The 16,526-nt window shown below is 72.8% G+C and carries 16 protein-coding genes; 13 read left to right on the forward strand and 3 right to left on the reverse strand.

Annotated elements, in window-relative coordinates:
• Position 1: 1 nt before the first annotated feature.
• The 4 genes from OHV05_RS30060 to mltG (OHV05_RS30075) all read left to right on the forward strand — a co-directional run bounded on the left by OHV05_RS30060 (position 2) and on the right by mltG (OHV05_RS30075) (position 4,846).
• On the forward strand, positions 2–421 hold the full coding sequence (locus OHV05_RS30060; protein WP_405020457.1) for a DUF6167 family protein: 420 nt from the start codon (positions 2–4) through the stop codon (positions 419–421).
• Positions 421–3,090, forward strand: coding sequence for an alanine--tRNA ligase (gene alaS, locus OHV05_RS30065; RefSeq protein ID WP_405020458.1), 2,670 nt, complete (start codon positions 421–423; stop codon positions 3,088–3,090). The genes OHV05_RS30060 and alaS overlap by 1 nt, the downstream gene beginning before the upstream one ends.
• Positions 3,090–3,572 (forward strand): Holliday junction resolvase RuvX, encoded by a 483-nt coding sequence (gene ruvX / locus OHV05_RS30070; protein WP_405020459.1) that lies wholly within the window; start codon positions 3,090–3,092, stop codon positions 3,570–3,572. Before alaS ends, ruvX begins: the two co-directional genes overlap by 1 nt.
• 80 nt (positions 3,573–3,652) lie before the next feature.
• Positions 3,653–4,846 (forward strand): endolytic transglycosylase MltG, encoded by a 1,194-nt coding sequence (mltG, locus tag OHV05_RS30075; protein WP_405020460.1) that lies wholly within the window; start codon positions 3,653–3,655, stop codon positions 4,844–4,846.
• A gap of 100 nt (positions 4,847–4,946) precedes the next feature.
• Here mltG (OHV05_RS30075) and OHV05_RS30080 read toward each other — a convergent pair whose 3' ends face one another.
• Positions 4,947–5,342, reverse strand: coding sequence for a hypothetical protein (locus OHV05_RS30080; protein WP_405020461.1), 396 nt, complete (start codon positions 5,340–5,342; stop codon positions 4,947–4,949).
• Here OHV05_RS30080 and mltG (OHV05_RS30085) point away from each other — a divergent pair.
• From mltG (OHV05_RS30085) to OHV05_RS30120, 8 genes are all read left to right on the forward strand, one after another.
• Complete coding sequence (mltG, locus tag OHV05_RS30085; protein ID WP_405020462.1) at positions 5,331–6,665, forward strand: endolytic transglycosylase MltG; 1,335 nt, start codon at positions 5,331–5,333, stop codon at positions 6,663–6,665. The two genes, OHV05_RS30080 and mltG (OHV05_RS30085), sit on opposite strands and share 12 nt — an antisense overlap.
• 22 nt (positions 6,666–6,687) lie before the next feature.
• On the forward strand, positions 6,688–7,527 hold the full coding sequence (locus tag OHV05_RS30090; protein WP_405020463.1) for a shikimate dehydrogenase: 840 nt from the start codon (positions 6,688–6,690) through the stop codon (positions 7,525–7,527).
• Positions 7,528–7,644: 117 nt separating this feature from the next.
• Positions 7,645–8,829, forward strand: a complete 1,185-nt coding sequence (gene aroC / locus OHV05_RS30095; RefSeq protein ID WP_405020464.1) for a chorismate synthase — start codon at positions 7,645–7,647, stop codon at positions 8,827–8,829.
• On the forward strand, positions 8,826–9,341 hold the full coding sequence (locus tag OHV05_RS30100; RefSeq protein WP_403031496.1) for a shikimate kinase: 516 nt from the start codon (positions 8,826–8,828) through the stop codon (positions 9,339–9,341). Before aroC ends, OHV05_RS30100 begins: the two co-directional genes overlap by 4 nt.
• Positions 9,338–10,426 carry a 3-dehydroquinate synthase gene (gene aroB, locus OHV05_RS30105; RefSeq protein WP_405020465.1) on the forward strand — a complete coding sequence of 363 codons (1,089 nt, stop codon included), beginning with the start codon at positions 9,338–9,340 and terminating at the stop codon, positions 10,424–10,426. The genes OHV05_RS30100 and aroB overlap by 4 nt, the downstream gene beginning before the upstream one ends.
• Positions 10,423–10,863: a type II 3-dehydroquinate dehydratase gene (gene aroQ, locus OHV05_RS30110; protein WP_405020466.1), complete on the forward strand. Its 441-nt coding sequence runs from the start codon at positions 10,423–10,425 to the stop codon at positions 10,861–10,863. Before aroB ends, aroQ begins: the two co-directional genes overlap by 4 nt.
• Before the next feature lie 41 nt (positions 10,864–10,904).
• Entirely contained in the window at positions 10,905–11,633 is a 729-nt protein-coding gene (locus tag OHV05_RS30115) for an AAA family ATPase (RefSeq protein ID WP_405020467.1), read from the forward strand.
• Between the two features lie 67 nt (positions 11,634–11,700).
• Positions 11,701–12,510 (forward strand): Fpg/Nei family DNA glycosylase, encoded by an 810-nt coding sequence (locus OHV05_RS30120; protein ID WP_405020468.1) that lies wholly within the window; start codon positions 11,701–11,703, stop codon positions 12,508–12,510.
• Between the two features lie 7 nt (positions 12,511–12,517).
• Here the strand turns inward: OHV05_RS30120 and OHV05_RS30125 are convergent, their stop codons facing one another.
• Complete coding sequence (locus OHV05_RS30125; protein WP_405020469.1) at positions 12,518–13,633, reverse strand: NADH:flavin oxidoreductase; 1,116 nt, start codon at positions 13,631–13,633, stop codon at positions 12,518–12,520.
• A 174-nt stretch (positions 13,634–13,807) separates the two neighbouring features.
• On the opposite strand from OHV05_RS30125, the gene OHV05_RS30130 reads away from it, so the two are divergent.
• The gene (locus OHV05_RS30130) at positions 13,808–15,451 is read left to right on the forward strand and encodes a peptide-N4-asparagine amidase (protein WP_405020470.1); all 1,644 of its coding nucleotides are present in this window, start codon (positions 13,808–13,810) and stop codon (positions 15,449–15,451) included.
• A gap of 6 nt (positions 15,452–15,457) precedes the next feature.
• On the opposite strand, the gene OHV05_RS30135 is transcribed toward OHV05_RS30130, so the two are convergent.
• A complete protein-coding gene (locus OHV05_RS30135) occupies positions 15,458–16,465 on the reverse strand; it encodes a helix-turn-helix domain-containing protein (protein ID WP_405020471.1) in 1,008 nt (335 codons plus the stop codon).
• Positions 16,466–16,526: the final 61 nt, after the last annotated feature.

The raw sequence follows: 16,526 nt of genomic DNA on the forward strand, positions 1-16,526 counted from the left end.
CATGGTGCGACGCATCTTCTGGATGGCGGTCGGCGCCGGCGCCACCGTCTGGGCCATGAACAAGGCCAACGAGGCCGTGCACCGGCTCACTCCCGACAGCCTGTCCGGCACCGCCGCGCGCGGCGCCCTGCACCTGGGCGACGCGGCCAAGCAGTTCGCCGCCGACGTCCGGGCCGGGATGGCCGAGCGTGAGGAGCAGCTGCGCGGCGACCTCGGGCTGGACGGCACCGCCGTGGTCGAGCCGACCCGGCGACGGGCGCTCCGCGGCGAGCCGCAGTACCGAGCTATCTCGGCGGCACCCGGCTCCCCGGCTGCCGCCCTGCGCCCCAGCAAGCATCGCAAGACCCCCCAGGCCATTGATTCGACGCCGCGTCAGCTCGACGAGCTGCCCGGCGGAACCACCAACCGGAAGGACCAATGATGGAGTCGGCAGAGATCCGCCGCCGGTGGCTGCGCTTCTTCGAGGAGCGCGGCCACACCGTTGTTCCGTCGGCGTCCCTGGTCGCCGACGACCCCACCCTGCTGCTGGTCCCGGCCGGCATGGTGCCGTTCAAGCCGTACTTCCTCAGCGAGGTCAAGCCGCCCTTCAGCCGTGCGACCAGCGTGCAGAAGTGTGTCCGGACCCCGGACATCGAGGAGGTGGGGAAGACCACCCGGCACGGCACCTTCTTCCAGATGTGCGGCAACTTCTCCTTCGGCGACTACTTCAAGGAGGGGGCGATCAGCTATGCGTGGGAGCTGCTGACCTCCTCCGTCGCGGAGGGTGGTTACGGCCTGGAGCCGGAGAAGCTGTGGATCACCGTCTACCAGGACGACGACGAGGCCGAGGCGATCTGGCGGGACAAGATCGGTGTCCCGGCCGAGCGGATCCAGCGCCTGGGCAAGGCCGACAACTTCTGGTCGATGGGCGTCCCCGGCCCGTGCGGCCCCTGCTCGGAGATCAACTACGACCGCGGCCCCGCCTACGGCGAGGAGGGCGGCCCCGCCGTCAACGGCGAGCGCTACATGGAGATCTGGAACCTGGTCTTCATGCAGTACGAGCGCGGCGCCGGCTCCGGCAAGGACGACTTCCCCATCCTGGGCGACCTCCCCAACCAGAACATCGACACCGGCCTGGGCCTGGAACGCCTGGCCACCATCCTCCAAGGCGTCGACAACCTCTTCGAGATCGACACCAGCCGGATGATCCTGGACCGCGCCGCCCAGCTCACCGGCCACACCTACGGCGCCGACACCAAATCCGACATCTCACTGCGCGTGGTCGCCGACCACATCCGCACCTCCGTCATGCTCGTCTCCGACGGCGTCACCCCCGGCAACGAAGGCCGCGGCTACGTGCTGCGCCGGATCCTGCGCCGGGCGATCCGCAACATGCGCCTGCTGGGTGCCACCGAGCCGGTCGCCAAGGTGCTCTCGGACATCACCATCGACGCGATGGGCCCGCAGTACCCGGAGCTGTTCACCGAGAAGACCCGGATCGAGGCCGTCATCGTCGGGGAGGAGGCCTCCTTCCTGGAGACGCTGCGCAGCGGCACCCTGCTGCTCGACACGGCGGTCGCCGAGACCAAGTCCGCCGGTTCGGCCGTGATCGCCGGTGCCAAGGCGTTCCAGCTGCACGACACCTACGGCTTCCCGATCGACCTCACCCTGGAGATGGCCGCCGAGCAGGGCCTGTCGGTGGACGAGGACGGTTTCCGCCGTCTGATGAAGGAGCAGCGGGACCGGGCCAAGGCCGACGCCAGGGCGAAGAAGCACGGCCACGCCGACGTCTCCGCCTACCGCGAGGTGGCGGACCGCTCGGGTGCCACCGTCTTCACCGGCTACACCGAGTCGCACGGCGAGGCCACCGTGGTCGGTCTGCTGGTCGACGGTGTGTCGGCTCCGGCCGCGCACGAGGGTGACGACATCGAGCTGGTGCTCGACCGCACCCCGTTCTACGCCGAGGGCGGTGGCCAGCTGGCCGACCAGGGCCGGATCCGGCTGGACTCCGGCGCCGTGGTCGAGGTCCGCGACGTGCAGGCGCCGGTGCCCGGCGTGGTCGTGCACAAGGGCCGCGTGGTGGTCGGTGAGGTCGTGCTGGGCGCCCAGGCGTTCACCCAGATCGACCTGGACCGCCGCCGGGCGATCGCCCGCGCGCACTCGGCCACCCACCTGACCCACCAGGCGCTGCGGGACGCGCTCGGCCCGACCGCCGCGCAGGCCGGGTCGGAGAACGCCCCGGGCCGGTTCCGGTTCGACTTCGGCGCGCCCAGCGCTGTGCCTGGCTCGGTGCTGGTGGACGTCGAGCAGAAGATCAACGACGTGCTGACCCGTGAGCTGGAGGTCACCGCCGAGGTGATGACGATGGATCAGGCCCGCAAGTCGGGTGCCATCGCGATGTTCGGCGAGAAGTACGGCGACGCGGTCCGGGTGGTGACCATCGGTGACTTCTCCAAGGAGCTCTGCGGTGGCACGCACGTCGGCAACACCGCCCAGCTGGGTCTGGTGAAGCTGCTCGGTGAGGCGTCGATCGGTGCCGGGGTGCGCCGGGTGGAGGCGCTGGTGGGCGCCGACGCGTACAGGTTCCTGGCCAAGGAGCACACCGTGGTGGCCCAGCTGACCGAGCTGGTGAAGGGCCGTCCGGAGGAGTTGCCGGAGAAGATCTCGGGCATGCTCGCCAAGCTCAAGGACGCCGAGAAGGAGATCGAGCGCTTCCGCGCGGAGAAGGTGCTCGCGCTCGCCTCGGGTCTGGCCGGGAGCGCCGAGGACGTCAACGGCGTCTCGGTGGTGGCCGCCCGGGTCGCCGACGGCACCGGTGCCGACGACCTGCGCAAGCTGGTCCTCGACGTGCGGGCCCGGCTCGGCTCGCGCCCGGCCGTGGTCGCCGTCTTCACGGTGGCGGGCGGCCGGCCGGTGACCGTGATCGCCACCAACGAGGACGCCCGCGCCCGTGGCGTCAAGGCCGGTGAGCTGGTCAAGGTCGCCGCCAAGACCCTCGGTGGCGGCGGTGGCGGCAAGGACGACGTCGCCCAGGGCGGCGGCACCAACCCCGCCGCCGTCGACGAGGCGATCGCCGCCGTCCGCGGTCTGGTCGCCGAGCGCGCCGTCTGATGGAGGCTCAGGAGGAGAAGGTCTTCCGCCGGGGCCGCCGGATCGCCGTGGACGTCGGCGACGCCCGGATCGGGGTCGCGTCCTGCGACCCCGACGGGCTGATCGCCACCCCGGTGGAGACGGTCCCGGCGGGCGGCCGCTCGCAGGCCAGGATCAAGGCGATCGTCGAGGAGTACGACGCCGTCGAGGTGGTGGTCGGCCTGCCCCGCTCGCTGAGTGGCAAGGAGGGCCCGGCCGCCGCCAAGGTCCGCGAGTACGCGGGCCGGCTGGCCATGCTGGTCTACCCGGTGACGGTCCGTCTGGTGGACGAGCGGATGACCACGGTCACCGCCGCCCAGGCCATGCGGGCCTCCGGCCGGAACTCGAAGAAGGGCCGCTCGGTGATCGACCAGGCAGCCGCCGTGGTGATCCTGCAGAGCGCCCTTGAGACCGAACGGGTGAGTGGTCGCGCTCCCGGTGAGAGCGTCGAGCCGGTCAGCTGATCATTCTGGTCTAGCGTCCCGGACGGGGCACCTGCGGAACTCCGCGGGTGCCCCGTTCCGCATTCGGAGGGGACGAGGCCATGACCGATCCGTACACCGCACCCGGTCTGACCCCGGGACTGACGCCCGGTCACCTCGGTGCGCCGGTGGCCGAGCCCGAGGGGCTGCCGCCGGGACACGCGCCGGGGATCGAACCGCCCGATCCGCGTCGGCTGCGCAGCGGCCTGGCCTGCTGCCTCAGCGTGCTGGCCGTGGTCGGGGTGCTCGGCCTGGCGGCGCTGGCGGCCTTCCTGCTCTGGCCGTCCGGCCAGGAGAGGGCGGCGGACTTCGCCGGGGTGGGCACCGGCAGCGTGCAGGTCTCGGTGGTCCAGGGTGCGACGCTGACCCAGATCGGCCAGACCCTGCAGAAGGAGGGTGTGGTGGCCAGTGTCCGGGCCTTCACCGAGGCGGCGGCCAAGAGTCCGGCGGGCACCCGGATCCAGCCGGGCACGTACACGCTTCGGCTGCGGATGGCGGCCGTCTCCGCGCTGAACGTGCTGCTGGACCCGGCCAACGCCAACGCGCTGACCATCCCCGAGGGCCGCCGGGCCGAGCAGGTCTACGCCGCGATCGACCAGAAGCTCGGGCTCGTGGAGGGCACCACCAAGGGGGTGGCCGGGCAGCAGGCCGGGGCGCTGGGCCTGCCGGACGCGGCCCGGGGCAACCCGGAGGGCTACCTCTTCCCCGCCACCTACCCGGTCACCGGCGAGACCACCCCGCTGATGCTGCTCCAGCTGATGGTGGCTCAGGCGGCCAAGCGGCAGACCGCCGACGGGCTGGCGGAGGCGGCCGACGCGTACGGCCGCAGCCCGTACGAGATCCTCACCCTGGCCAGCCTGGTGCAGGGGGAGGCGGACAACCCCGAGGACATGGCCAAGGTGGCCAGGGTGGTCTACAACCGGCTGCAGAAGTCGATGCCGCTGCAGTTCGACTCGACCATCAACTACGCGCTGAACCGGTCGACCCTGACCACCACGGCGGGCGACACCAAGCTCGACTCGCCGTTCAACACCTACCTGCACCAGGGCCTGCCGCCGACCCCGATCGCCAACCCCGGGCGGGACGCGCTCCAGGCCGCCACGCACCCGGCCGAGGGGGACTGGCTGTACTTCGTGACCGTAGGGCCGGGCGACACCCGCTTCACCGACAGCTTCGACCAGCACCAGCGGAACGTCGCCGAGTTCAACGCCCGGCAGGCCGCGCGCTCCTCCTCACCCAGCGCGGACGGGCGCTGACCGTCCGTCGGGGCCCGCCGGAGTGAACCCTGCGGTACGGTAACGTCTCCCTCCAGGCGTTGCGCTAGCACGCCGGTTCGAGACGTCTTGCCGGATCGGCTTAAGGGGATCCATGACTGATCTGGGCGGGGGCTACCAGCCCCAGGGCACGCGGCCTTGGCAGCCGGGCGATCCCGGCCCGGGCGACCAGTGGCAGCAGCCGCAGTACGCCCAGGACCAGTACGGCGGTGGCCAGCAGGGGTTCCCGCAGCAGCAACCGCAGCAGCCCCAGTACGGCCAGCCGCAGCAACCGCAGCAACCGCAGTACGTGCAGCCCCAGCAGCCCGGTTACCCGCAGCAGGGTCAGTACGGCGGCTACGGCCAGCCGCAGCAGCCGGGTTACCCGCAGCAACCCCAGCAGCCGCAGTACGGCCAGCCGCAACAGCAGCAGCCGCCGCAGTACGTGCAGCAGCCGCCCCAGCAGCCGCAGCAGCCGCGCCGCACGATGCCGCAGCACGGCTACAACCAGCCCCCGCAGCCGGCCGCGCCGCAGCCCGCCGGTCCCGGCCCGGACGGTATCGACTGGGAGGCCGAGGCCGCCGCGCTGGACGCGCCGCAGGCCCGGCCCGCAGTCGTCGAGCCCGAGCCGGAGCCGTGGGCGGACGACGAGCCCGAGGCGAACCAGGAGCCGGAGCAGGATTCCTTCTTCGGCGGCCAGGACGACTCCCGCTCGGCCGAGCGCAACCGCAAGGAGAAGGGCAAGAAGTCCGGCCGCCGCAACCGCGGCGCCTGCCTGGTGGTCGCGCTGGTGCTGCTCGGCGGCGTGAGCGGGGCCGGCTGGTGGGGTTACGGCTTCTACCAGGACCACTTCGGGCCGCCGCCGGACTTCTCCGGCGCGGGTGCGGGCACGGTGCAGGTCGAGATCAAGCCGGGCCCCGGCGAGCAGATGGGCAGGACACTGGTGGCCGCCGGTGTGGTGAAGAGCGTCGAAGCCTTCACCTCGGCCTTCACCAGGAACCCCAAGGCGGGCACGATCCAGCCTGGCTTCTTCACCATGCACCACCAGATGTCCGGCGACGAGGCCGTGAAGCTGCTGGTCGACTCGGCAGGCGGGGACGCGCTGATCGTGCCCGAGGGCAAGACCGCCGCGGTCACCTACGGCATGATCGACGACAAGCTCAAGCTCGCCAAGGGCACCACCGCCGGCGTGGCGAGTGCCCAGGTCGCCGCCCTCGGGCTGCCGCCGTACGCGAACGGCAAGATCGAGGGCTTCCTGTTCCCGACCAAGTACTCGATCAGCCAGGGCATGAAGCCGGAGGACCTGCTCAAGCAGATGGTCGCCAACGCCATCCAGCACTACCAGGCGCTCAACCTGGACGCAGGGGCGCAGAAGGCCGGTCTGAAGAGCGGCTACGACGTGCTGATCGCGGCCAGCATCCTGCAGGCCGAGGGCAACAACTCGGCGGACTTCGGCAAGATGGCCCGGGTCATCAGCAACCGGCTGAACACCGACGTCACCCAGCACAAGCTGGGCATGGACACCACGCTGCAGTACTTCCTGGGACGCACCAAGCTGACCTCGAAGGAGATCGACGACGGGTCGACCAAGTTCAACACCTACGTGAACACGGGCCTGCCGCCCACCCCGATCTCCAACCCGGGGGAGGACGCGCTCAAGGCCGTGCTCAACCCGACCCCGGGCAACGTGGCGTTCTTCATCGCGATGTCGCCGACGGAGACCCGTTTCACGGACTCCTACGCGGAGCACCTGAAGAACGTCGAGGAGAACTGCACCGCGCACAACCAGGGCTTCGACAAGGGCCGCGGGCACTGCAAGTAGTCCGGGCCGACAGGAGAACGGCATGACTGTGACCAGTCGCCACCGGGCGGCCGTGCTCGGCTCGCCGATCGCGCACTCGCTCTCCCCGGTGCTGCACCGGGCCGGGTACGCGGCGCTCGGGCTGACGCACTGGCAGTACGGGCGGCACGAGGTGGACGAGGCCGGGCTGCCCGGCTTCGTCGCCGGTCTCGACCCGGCGGAGTGGGCCGGGCTGTCGCTGACCATGCCGCTGAAGCGGGCGATCCTCCCGCTGCTGGACGAGGTCAGCCCGACCGCGCTGAGCGTGGACGCGGTGAACACGGTGGTGTTCGGCGCGGACGGCCGGCGGCGTGGGGACAACACCGACGTGCCCGGGCTGGTGAACGCGCTGCGCGAGCGCGGGATCGACTCGGTCGAGGCGGCCTCGGTGCTCGGCGCGGGCGCCACTGCCTCCTCGGCGCTGGCCGCACTGGCCCAGGTCTGCACCGGCGAGGTCACCGTCTACGTGCGCAGCGTCGAGCGGGCCGCCGAGATGCGCGAGCTGGGCGAGCGGCTCGGTCTGAAGCTGCGGACCGCCGACTGGGCGGACGGCGCGCAGGCGCTGGCCGCGCCGCTGACCGTGTCGACCACCCCGGCCGGCGCCACCGACGCGTTCGCCCCGGCGATCCCCGGCGCGCCCGGCGCGCTGTTCGACGTGCTCTACCACCCGTGGCCGACCGCCCTGGTGGCGGCCGTCGAGGGGAAGGGTGCCACCGTGCTGGGCGGACTCGACCTGTTGGTGCATCAGGCGGTGCTCCAGTTCGAGTACTTCACCGGCGTGGCCGAGGGGCCGCTGGCCGCGATGCGGGCGGCGGGCGAGGCCGCGCTGGCCGACCCGAGCTGACACTGTTCGGACCGATCATGTCCGCAACGCGGACCGTGCGCCCGATGGCTCCCGGGACGTGAAAGGATCGTGGGGAACGAACGCCCGGCCTTCCGGCCGCTGACGAAGGAGCTCCCGTTGGGTACGTTGCGCTGGCTCACGGCGGGGGAGTCGCACGGCCCCGCACTGGTCGCGACGCTGGAGGGCCTGCCGGCCGGAGTGCCGGTGACCACCGAGCTGGTCGCCGACGCGCTGGCCCGACGGCGGCTCGGTTACGGCCGCGGCGCCCGGATGAAGTTCGAACAGGACGAGGTCACCTTCCTCGGCGGCGTCCGGCACGGCGAGACCATGGGTTCCCCGGTCGCCGTGATGGTCGGCAACACCGAGTGGCCGAAGTGGGAGCAGGTCATGTCGGCCGACCCGGTCGACCCGGAGATCCTCGCGGGCCTGGCCAGGAACGAGGCGCTGACCCGCCCGCGCCCCGGCCACGCCGACCTGGCCGGGATGCAGAAGTACTCGATCGACGAGGCCCGCCCGATCCTGGAGCGCGCCTCCGCCCGGGAGACCGCGGCCCGGGTCGCGCTCGGCGCGGTGGCCCGCTCCTACCTCAAGGCGACCTGCGGCATCGAGATCGTCTCGCACGTGGTCGAGCTGGCCGCCGCCAAGGCCCCGGCCGGCGTGCTGCCGCTGCCCTCGGACGAGGCCCGCCTCGACGAGGACCCGGTGCGCTGCCTGGACCCGGACGCGTCGAAGGCGATGATCGCCGAGATCGACCAGGCCCACAAGGACGGCGACACCCTGGGCGGCGTGGTCGAGGTGCTGGCGTACGGCGTGCCGGTGGGCCTCGGCTCGCACGTGCACTGGGACCGCCGGCTGGACTCCCGGCTGGCCGCCGCGCTGATGGGCATTCAGGCGATCAAGGGCGTCGAGGTCGGCGACGGCTTCGAGCTGGCCCGGGTGCCCGGCTCGCAGGCGCACGACGAGATCGTGCCGAGTGCCGAGGGCATCAAGCGGACCTCCGGCCGCTCCGGCGGCACCGAGGGCGGCCTGTCCACCGGTGAGCTGCTCCGGGTGCGGGCGGCGATGAAGCCGATCGCGACCGTGCCGCGCGCGCTGCAGACCGTGGACGTCCGCACCGGCGAGGTCGCCAAGGCGCACCACCAGCGCTCGGACGTCTGCGCCGTGCCGGCCGCGGGCATCGTCGCCGAGGCGATGGTGGCCCTGGTGCTGGCCGACGCGGTGGCGGAGAAGTTCGGTGGCGACAACGTCTCCGAGACCCGCCGCAACGTGCAGGGCTACCTCGACAACCTGATCGTCCGATGACCGCACCGCTCGTCGTGCTGGTCGGCCCGCCCGGGGCCGGCAAGAGCACGGTCGGCCGGCTGCTGGCCGAGCGGCTGGACGTCGCCTTCCGGGACACCGACCAGGACATCGAGCAGCTCGCGGGCAAGCCGATCCCGGAGATCTTCATCGACGAGGGCGAGCCGCACTTCCGGGCGCTGGAGGTGCGCGCCGTCGAGGCGGCCGCCACCGCGCACGAGGGCGTGCTCGCGCTCGGCGGCGGTGCCGTGCTGGCGGAGCCGACCCGGGAGCTGCTGCGCGGCCTCCCGGTGGTGTTCCTGGAGGTGGCGCTCGGCGACGCGGTCAAGCGGGTCGGCCTGGATGCCCCGCGCCCGCTGCTCGCGGTGAACCCCCGGGCGGCCTGGCGCGAGCTGATGGAGGCCCGCCGCCCGCTGTACCTGGAGGTGGCCGCCGCGGTGGTGGCCACCGAGGGCCGTTCGCCGGAGCAGGTCGCGGACGCCGTACTGGAAGCACTGGAGTTGAAGACAGCATGAGCGACACCGTCACCATTCACGTCGGCGGCAGTGCCGGGCACGACCCGTACGACGTGCTGATCGGCCGTCAGCTGCTCGGCGAGCTGGGCCGGTTGATCGGCACCCGGGCCAAGCGGGTGGCGATCGTCCACCCCGAGGCGCTGGAGGCCACCGGCGAGGCGATCCGGGAGGACCTGGCCGCCGAGGGCTACGACGCGATCCTGCTGCAGGTGCCGAACGCCGAGGAGGCGAAGAGCGCCGAGGTGGCCGCGTACTGCTGGTCGGTGCTCGGGCAGACCGGCTTCACCCGCAGCGACGTGATCGTCGGCCTGGGCGGCGGCGCCACCACCGACCTGGCCGGCTTCGTGGCGGCCACCTGGCTGCGCGGGGTGCGCTGGGTGGCGATGCCCACCACGCTGCTCGGCATGGTGGACGCGGCGGTCGGCGGCAAGACCGGCATCAACATCGCCGAGGGCAAGAACATGGTCGGCGCCTTCCACCCGCCGGTGGGCGTGCTGGCCGACCTGGCCACCCTGGAGACCGTGCCGAAGCACGACTACGTCTCCGGCCTGGCCGAGGTGATCAAGTGCGGCTTCATCGCCGACCCGGTGATCCTGGACCTGATCGAGGCGGACCCGGAGGGCGCGAAGACGCCGGCCGGGCCGCACACGGTGGAGCTGATCCGCCGGGCGATCCAGGTCAAGGCGGACGTGGTCTCCGGCGACCTCAAGGAGAACGGCCTCCGGGAGATCCTGAACTACGGCCACACCCTGGGCCACGCGATCGAGCGCAACGAGCGGTACAAGTGGCGGCACGGCGCGGCGATCTCCATCGGCATGGTGTTCGCCGCCGAACTCGGCCGGCTGGCCGGGCGGTTGGACGACGAGACGGCCGACCGGCACCGCGCGGTGCTCGGCTCGGTCGGTCTGCCGCTGACCTACCGGGCGGACGCCTGGCCGAAGCTGCTGGACGCCATGAAGATCGACAAGAAGTCGCGCGGCGACCTGCTGCGCTTCGTCGTACTGGACGGTCTGGCCAAGACCTCGGTGCTGGAGGGCCCCGACCCGACGGCCCTGGTGGCCGCCTACGCGGAGGTCTCCGCGTGAGCCGGGTCCTGGTGCTGAACGGCCCCAACCTGGGCCGGCTGGGCAGCCGGGAGCCGGACGTCTACGGCGCCACCTCGTACGCCGGGCTGGTCGAGCGCTGCACCGCGCTCGGCAAGGAGCTCGGCTTCGAGGTGGAGGTCAAGGAGACCAACTCCGAGCAGCAGATGATCGAGTGGCTGCACTGGGCCGCCGACGAGAAGACCCCCGTGGTGATCAACCCGGGAGCCTTCACGCACTACTCGTACGGGATGCGGGACGCCGCCGCGCAGCGGACCGCGCCGCTGATCGAGGTGCACATCTCCAACCCGTACGCCCGGGAGACCTTCCGGCACAACTCGGTGATCGCCTCGGTGGCCTCCGGGACCATTGCCGGATTCGGGATCGGCAGCTACGAGTTGGCGCTCCGGGCGCTCGCCGAGCAGCTCAGCGCGGGCTGACGACCGGTCAGCGGTACTGATCATTTGGCCGGTGGCGGGCTGTGCCCGCCACCGGGCCGACGTGTAGTGTCCCCGTCGGGAGGTGCTCAGTGACGCACGCAGGGGGAGGTCAGGTGCCGCCGGGTTATCCGGCCCGGCCGCCGTACCCGCCGCAGGCCGCCACCGGTCACTTCGCCCTGCCGACCGGCGCGCCGGTGCAGCTGCCGCCGCCGCAGGCCCCCGCCCTCACCGTCGCGGTGCTGTTGATCGGCCCCGCCGGGGCGGGCAAGACCACGGTGGCCAGGCACTGGGCCGAGCGCCGCCCGACCGCGACCGCGCACATCAGCCTGGACGACGTCCGGGAGTGGGTGCAGGCCGGCTTCGCCAACCCGCAGTCCGGCTGGAACAACGCCTCCGAGGCGCAGTACCGGCTGGCCCGCCGCACCTGCGGCTTCGCCTGCCGGAACTACCTGGCCAACGGCATCTCCTGCATCATCGACGACGCGGTCTTCCCCGACCTGCCGGCCGTCGGCCTGGGCGGCTGGAAGCGGCACATCGGCCCCGGCATGATCCCGGTGGTACTGCTGCCCGGCCTCGACTCGGTGCTGGCCAGGAACGCCCGCCGGAGCGGCACCCGTCGCCTGAGCGACGAGGAGGTGGCCCGGATCCACGGCCGGATGGCCGGCTGGTACAACTCCGGGCTGCCGATCATCGACAACTCGCACCTCGACGTCCCGAGCACCGCGGCGGCCCTGGACCAGGTGATAGCGGGCCGGCTGGCGGGCCGCTGAGCCGGCCGGACTGTCGGTCCGACCTGCGATGATGGTCGGGTAGCCGGATCTCCAAGGGGGAGCAGCCTTGCCCGAGGGCCACATCATCCACCGCCTCGCCGCCGAGAACGCGAAGGCGTTCGCGCACCGCCCGCTCCGGGTCTCCAGCCCGCAGGGCCGGTTCGCCGAGGGTGCCGCCCTGGTCGACGGTCAGGTGCTCGCCGAGGCCGAGGCGCACGGCAAGCACCTGTTCCTCGGCTTCGAGGCCGGTGCCTGGCTGCACATCCACCTCGGTCTCTACGGCGGCTTCAGCTTCGGCACGGGCCCGGCCCCCGCCCCGGTCGGGCTGATCCGGCTCCGGCTGGAGAGCGAGGAGTCGTACGCCGACCTGCGCGGCCCGAACACCTGCGAACTGCTCACCGGGGCAGAGAAGTCGGCGATCCACGCCCGGCTCGGGCCCGACCCGCTGCGCCCCGGCAGCGACCCGGGCCCGGCCTGGGAGCGGATCTCCCGGAGCCGGACCACGATCGCCGCCCTGCTGATGGACCAGAAGGTGCTGGCGGGCGTCGGCAACGTGTACCGGGCCGAGGTGCTGTTCCGGCTCGGCATCGACCCGCACCGCCCGGGCCGGGAGCTGACCCGGGCCGAGTGGGCGGCGATCTGGGCCGACCTGGTGACCCTGATGCACGAGGGCGCGGGCATCGGCCGGATCGACACCGTCCGCCCGGAGCACACCCCCGAGGCGATGGGGCGGCCGCCCCGGGTGGACGACCACGGCGGCGAGGTCTACGTCTACCGGCGGGCCGCGCTGCCCTGCCTGGTCTGCGGCACCGAGGTGCGGACGGAGAACCACGCCGCCCGCAACCTCTTCTGGTGCCCGCGCTGCCAGCAGCGCTGACCGGTCGTCAGGAGAGAGTCCGGAGGGCCTGGGCGGTGAAGGCGGTCAGCTCCCCGGTGCGGCCGTCGAGGATCTTCGCGGCCCACTCCGGGTCGGCGAGCAGCGCCCGACCCACCGCGATCAGGTCGAACTCGTCCCGCTCCATGCGGTCCAGCAGCCCGTCGATGTCGGCGAGGCCGCTGCCGTGGCCCTGGAACGCCTTGGTGAACTCGGTGTCCAGACCGACCGAGCCGACGCTGACGGCGGGGCGGCCGGTGAGCTTCTTCACCCAGCCCGCCAGGTTGAGGTCAGAGCCGTCGAACTCGGGCAGCCAGTACCGCCGGGTGGAGGCGTGGAAGGCGTCCACCCCGGCCTCGACCAGCGGGGCGAGCACCGCGGCGAGCTCCTCCGGCGTGCGGCCGAGCTTCGCGTCGAAGTCGCCGGACTTCCACTGGGACATCCGGAACAGGATCGGGAAGCCGGGCGCCACCACCGCGCGGCAGGCCGCCACCAGCTCGGCGGCGAACCGGGCCCGGGAGGCCGGGTCGCCGCCGTAGCCGTCGGTACGCCGGTTGGTGCGCTCCCAGAGGAACTGGTCGACCAGGTAGCCGTGGGCGCCGTGGATCTCGATGCCGTCGAAGCCGTGCGCCTGGGCGGCGGCGGCCCCGGCCGCGAAGGCCGCGATCACGTCGTCCAGGTCCTGACCGGTCATCGGGTGCCCGGCCTCGGTGCCCTCCAGCGGGATGCCGGAGGGGCCGATCCGCGGCGCCGCCGGGACGGGCGGCGCACCGGCCGCCCGGGCCATCCCGACGTGCCAGAGCTGCGGCACGATCTTCCCGCCCGCGCGGTGCACCGCGTCCGCCACCCCGGCCCAGCCGGCCAGCGCCCGCTCGCCGTGGAACCGCGGGACGTCGGCCCGGGTGCCCGCCGAGGGGTGGTCCACGTAGGTGCCCTCGGTGATGATCAGGCCGACCCCACCGGCCGCCCGGCGGGCGTAGTACGCGGCGACGTCCTCGCCGGGCACGCCGGCGGGGGAGAACCCCCGGGTCATCGGGGCCATCGCGATCCGGTTCCGCACCGTCAGACCGCCCAGGGTGAACGGGCGGGCGAGGATCTCGGTGGCGCGGGTGGTGGTGCTGGGCATGGCGGTTCCACTTTCGGTGCGTCAGGTGGCCGAGTACCGGCCGGGGCCGGGCAGTTGGCGACAACCCGGCGCCCGATCCGTTGATTCCCGGAGGCCAGTGGCGCTATTGACAGGTTCAGTTCAGTGTCGGGAGGATGCCGAGCACTGTCGGAACCCCCAGCCCCGGAGGCCGCGTTGTCCGCCCGTCCCGTACTGCGCCGAGCGGCCCGTGCCCTCGGCGCCGCCGTACTGGCCCTCGCGGCCGTCCTGGCCGGAGGCGGCCCCGCGCACGCCGACTTCGGTACCGACTACCAGGACCCGGTCTCCGCCGCGCAGCCGCTGACCAGGCCGGACACCCGGTCCTGCACGGTCGAGGTGATGCACGAGCGGGCCTTCAGGAACGGTTACGGCAGCCCGGCCGACACCCCGTACAACGGCTCGCTCACCCCGCCGGCCGACTGCGCCGGGCCCTGGTCCAAGGTGGTCCTCGACCTGCACGGCAGCGTCGCCGGGCGGCAGTTCGACCGGCTGTTCACCGTCCGGGTGGGCGGGGTCGAGATGCTGATGTCGTCCACGCCGGAGCCCTCCCAGGACGGCATCGAGTGGCGGGTGGAGCGCGACGTGACCCGGTACGCACCGGTGCTGACGGGTGCTCAGCCCTTCGAGTTCGACCTGGCCAACGTCACCGACGCCACCTACACCGGCGTCTTCGTGATCTCCGCGACCTTCACCTTCTACACCGCCTCGGAGCGCTGGCCGGCCGCCCGCACCGCCGACCGGGTGCTCACCGGCGGCGGCTTCACCCTCGACCAGGCGCACCCGGGCAGCGCCCGGGAGTTCACCTTCCCGCGCAACCTGGAGCGGCTGACCGCGGAGGTGTACGCACGCGGCGGCGGCGCCTGCGAGGAGTTCGCCTACGCCTCCGCGCCGGAGGAGTTCGTCCGGGCCAACCCGGGCCGGGGGTACTGCGGCCAGGGCCCGTTCCGGGAGCTGCGGCTGGCCGTGGACGGCCGGACGGCCGGGGCGGTCTGGCCGTACCCGGTGATCTACACCGGCGGCTGGGACCCACTGCTCTGGCGGCCCACCCCGGGCATCTTCGCCTTCGACCTGCCCGCCTACCAGGTCGACCTGACCCCGTACGTCGGCCTGCTGCTGGACGGCCGCCCGCACACCGTCTCACTGACCGTCAACGCGGCCGAGCGGCAGAGCAACGACGCCTGGACCGGCCAGCTCAACCTGTTCGCCACCGTCGACCACGGCAGCGCCAGGACCTCCGGCGCCCTGACCCGGCACCAGGTCGCCGCCGAGGCGACCGTGCGCACCGAGCTCACCGACCTCGGCGACGGCAGCGGCGACTGGACGGTCACCGCGGCCCGGCACGACCTGGCCGAGGGGTGGGTGCAGACCTCGCACGGCCGGGTCGGCAGCACGGTCAGCAGCGACCGGACCTTCCGCTCCGGCCAGCAACTGCGGGACGGCGGCGCCGACCTGACGCTGCACAACCGCACCGACCAGAGCACCGTCAGCACCCGCCGGGGCGGCGGCCGGCCGGTCACCGACTCGGTCCGGGAGAGCGCGCCGCTGGACGTCCGCTACCGGTACACGGCCGCCGCGGGCAGCTCCGACCAGCGCACCGAGATGGTGCTCGGCCTGCAGCGCACCGCGGTCGAGGACGGCCGCCGGAGCACGGTGGACCACAGCTACGCCCCGACCGCCCACCGGCACGACGGCGACGCGACCGTCCGCACCGGCGGCTCGGTCGAGACCTACCACAGCACCGGCCCGGACGGTCCGTACGCGCGCACCCTCACCACCCGCGACGGGTGGCTGGTGAAGTGAGCGACGTCAGCCGCCCAGAGCCTGCCGGATCGCCGTGGTGTCCTTGGTCCAGGCGAAGGACTCCGCCTCCGCCGCCTCCTCCGGCGCGCCGAGCGTGCCGGTCCAGTCCCGCACCTGCTGCGCCAGCGCCGTGTCGGTGCTGCGTACTGCGGCGAGCCAGCGGGCGGCCAGCTCGGTCCAGGCCGGGCCGGTGCCGGTGAAGTGCAGCTGGAAGCGCGGGTGGGCGAGCAGCCAGTTCTTCACCGTCGGCGCCTTGTGGGTGGCGTAGCTGTCGCAGATCAGGTGGACCTGGAGGCCGGCCGGGACGGCGGCGTCCAGGTCGTCCAGGAACTTGCGGAACTCCACCGCCCGGTGCCGGCGGTGCAGCGAGCCGACCACCTGACCGTCGGTCAGTTCGAGCACCTCGGCCAGGCCCCGGTCGGGGTTGCCCGCGTAGCCGGTGGCGCTGTGCCGGTTCTCGTCCACGCAGACCACCAGGGCCCGCTCCGGCGGGGCGAGGTAGAGGCCGACCAGGTCGTGGGCGCGGTCCAGCGCGAGCGGGTCGGTGGCCAGCGTGACCGCCTCGGTGCGCTGCGGGGCCAGGTCGAAGGCGCGCCAGACCTTGGTCACGGTCTGCTGCGAGACCCCGGCCCGCTCGGCCAGCTCACGGGCCGACCACTGGGTGCCGAGTCGGGGCTTGCGGCCCAGCGTCTCGGCGATCACCTTGGCGATCTGCTCGTCCGTCATGGTGCGCGGACCGCCGGACCTGAGTTCCTCGGAGAGCCCGGCCAGGCGCTCGGTCAGGAAGCGCTTGCGCCACTTGTTGATCGAGTCGCGGGAGGCGTTCAGCTCGGTCAGCACGGTGTCCACCGGGACCGGCTTCGCGGCCTTGCCCTGCCCGGCGGAGGCGAGCACGATCTTGGCCCGCATCCCCATCGCGGTGGGCCGCTGCGCCAGCCCTTCCAGAGCGGAGCGCTCGGCGGCGGTCAGGTCGAACGAGGTGGTCTTGGATACGGTGCGTACGGTGCGTGCCATCCCGCAACTATAGGGACACCGGGCAGGTCAGCCCGCCGCCCGCCCGCTGACCGGGCGTCAG

It is taken from the genome of Kitasatospora sp. NBC_00070, from assembly GCF_045041205.1.
In the GTDB taxonomy this organism is placed as follows: domain Bacteria; phylum Actinomycetota; class Actinomycetes; order Streptomycetales; family Streptomycetaceae; genus Kitasatospora.